The organism is Synergistes jonesii, from assembly GCF_000712295.1.
In the GTDB taxonomy this organism is placed as follows: Bacteria; Synergistota; Synergistia; order Synergistales; family Synergistaceae; genus Synergistes; species Synergistes jonesii.
In genome coordinates this window covers 1-1857 of the sequence record NZ_JMKI01000043.1, presented here as the reverse complement: position 1 = coordinate 1857, position 1857 = coordinate 1, and the positions used below count along the sequence as shown (strand labels likewise).

Here is a 1857-nt window from a genome sequence, read left to right as displayed (position 1 = left end):
TCACAGAAAGCGCACTGGTCATTGAAACGCCGAGCAAGGAGGTCGTAGGCAGGGCCGCGGAGTTCGAGGAGCTTTACGCGGCCGGAAACGCCGAAAGCAGGGCGCTGCTCCGCCGCGCCTTTGCGAAAAACATGAAGGAACGCGTCGAACTGTACGTCAAGCTGCATTACTGGAAGGATGACAGCTGGGGCAAAAGCGAGCTGGAGAAGCTGCTGAGCTCCTTCGACTATAAGACGAAGCTGTCCGCCTACCGAGCGAAGAGCGAAGATGTCTGCCCGGCGGCGGCGTGCCTTGATGCGTTGAAAGAGTTCGGCGGGTCGATAGGTGACAACGAGCTCCGCTTCTACGGAAACGAAGTCATGGCGTACGCGCTGAGGAGCGACCTGTACGAAGATATAAGGTAGGCCCCGAGGCATAAGCGAAACGCGAAAGACTGCCGCCAAGGTAGTGTAACTTATTCTGTGTAAACCCCTTGCCCCTGGATCGATGTAAGACATCAAAGGGTTACCGTTACTGCTTCAGTATCACCATAATGACATACGCTATCCGGGCTGTCAATGGACTGCAGCCCGGACTTTTCTTATAGGCGTTTAGGGCTATTCCAGATCTCCGGGTTCTATGCGTTCCTCAAAGTAAATGCACAGCTGTGACAGAATTTTACTCCAGTCCCTGTCCCTGCCGGTCCACTTTTCAGTGATGTCCATCGTCGCAAGATAAAGGAGCTTGAAAAGGGCGTCGTCTGAGGGGAAGATCGTACGTGTTTTTGTCACTTTCCTGAGCTGCCGGTTGTAGTTCTCGATCTGGTTTGTCGTATAGATCATCCGGCGCAGCTCATAGGGATACTTGAAATAAGCGGATAACTGAGGCCAGTTGTTCCGCCAGCTCGCTACCGAAGACGGGTATTTCGAGCCCCACTTCTCTTCAAGTCTGTCAAGCCCTTCCTCGGCCTGCTCCAGTGTAGGAGCCTGATAGACACCCTTCAAATCATTCATAAAAGCCTTAATGTCCTTGTAAGAGACGAATTTTGTCGTGTAACGGATCTGATGGACAATGCAGCGCTGGATTTCGGCCTTGGGATATACGGCGCTTATCGCATCTGCAAAGCCTGTCAGGCCGTCGACGGAGATAATGAAAATATCTTCGGTGCCGCGATTACGGATCTCGTTAAGGACACCGACCCAGTACTTGGCGCTCTCATTTCCGCCGACCCACAGGCCAAGGACTTCACGATGCCCGTCCAGTCTTGTCCCAATAGCAACATAAACGGCTTTCTTGACGGTTCGGCCGTCCTGCCTCACATTGAAATGCACGGCGTCCATAAAGACGACTGCATACTTTTTGGCCAGCGGCCGGTTCTGCCATTCTTTGGCAATCGGCAGAATTCGATCCGTCATTCGCGAAATCATTTCAGCAGAGGCATCCACACCGTAGATAGACTGCAGGTGAGCCGAGATATCCCGGGTCGTCATGCCTTTTGCATACATGGACAGGACCTGATCCTCTATATTTGAGATATCGGTCTGGTTCTTTTTGACTGACTGCGGTTCGAAGTCACCCTTGCGGTCTCTGGGGACGTCGATCGGGATATCTCCGGCCGAAGAGGTGACTGTTTTAGGGCTGTAGCCGTTGCGGCTGTCATCTGTATGCTTGTTCTTGTAGTCATATTTGCTGTAACCGAGATGGTCATCCATCTCGGCTTCCAGCATCTGCTGGATCGTATCTCCGAGAAGATCCCTCAGCATAGCCTGTACGTCCTGGGCGTCTTCCGGTTTGTAGTGGGAAAGGAGACTCTGAATAAGCGCTTTTCTTTCCGGTGTCAGTTTTCTCTGTCTTGCCATAAAAATATCCTCCTGGATG

At 52.3% G+C, this 1857-nt stretch carries 2 protein-coding genes; one reads left to right on the top strand and one right to left on the bottom strand.

Annotated features, from left to right (window positions below; all coding sequences use genetic code 11):
• A partial coding sequence (locus EH55_RS14470) for a hypothetical protein (protein WP_037977637.1) occupies positions 1–404 on the top strand: 404 nt, incomplete at its 5' end.
• Positions 405–596: 192 nt separating this feature from the next.
• On the opposite strand, the gene EH55_RS10510 is transcribed toward EH55_RS14470, so the two are convergent.
• Positions 597–1838: an IS256 family transposase gene (locus EH55_RS10510; protein ID WP_037977631.1), complete on the bottom strand. Its 1242-nt coding sequence runs from the start codon at positions 1836–1838 to the stop codon at positions 597–599.
• Positions 1839–1857: the final 19 nt, after the last annotated feature.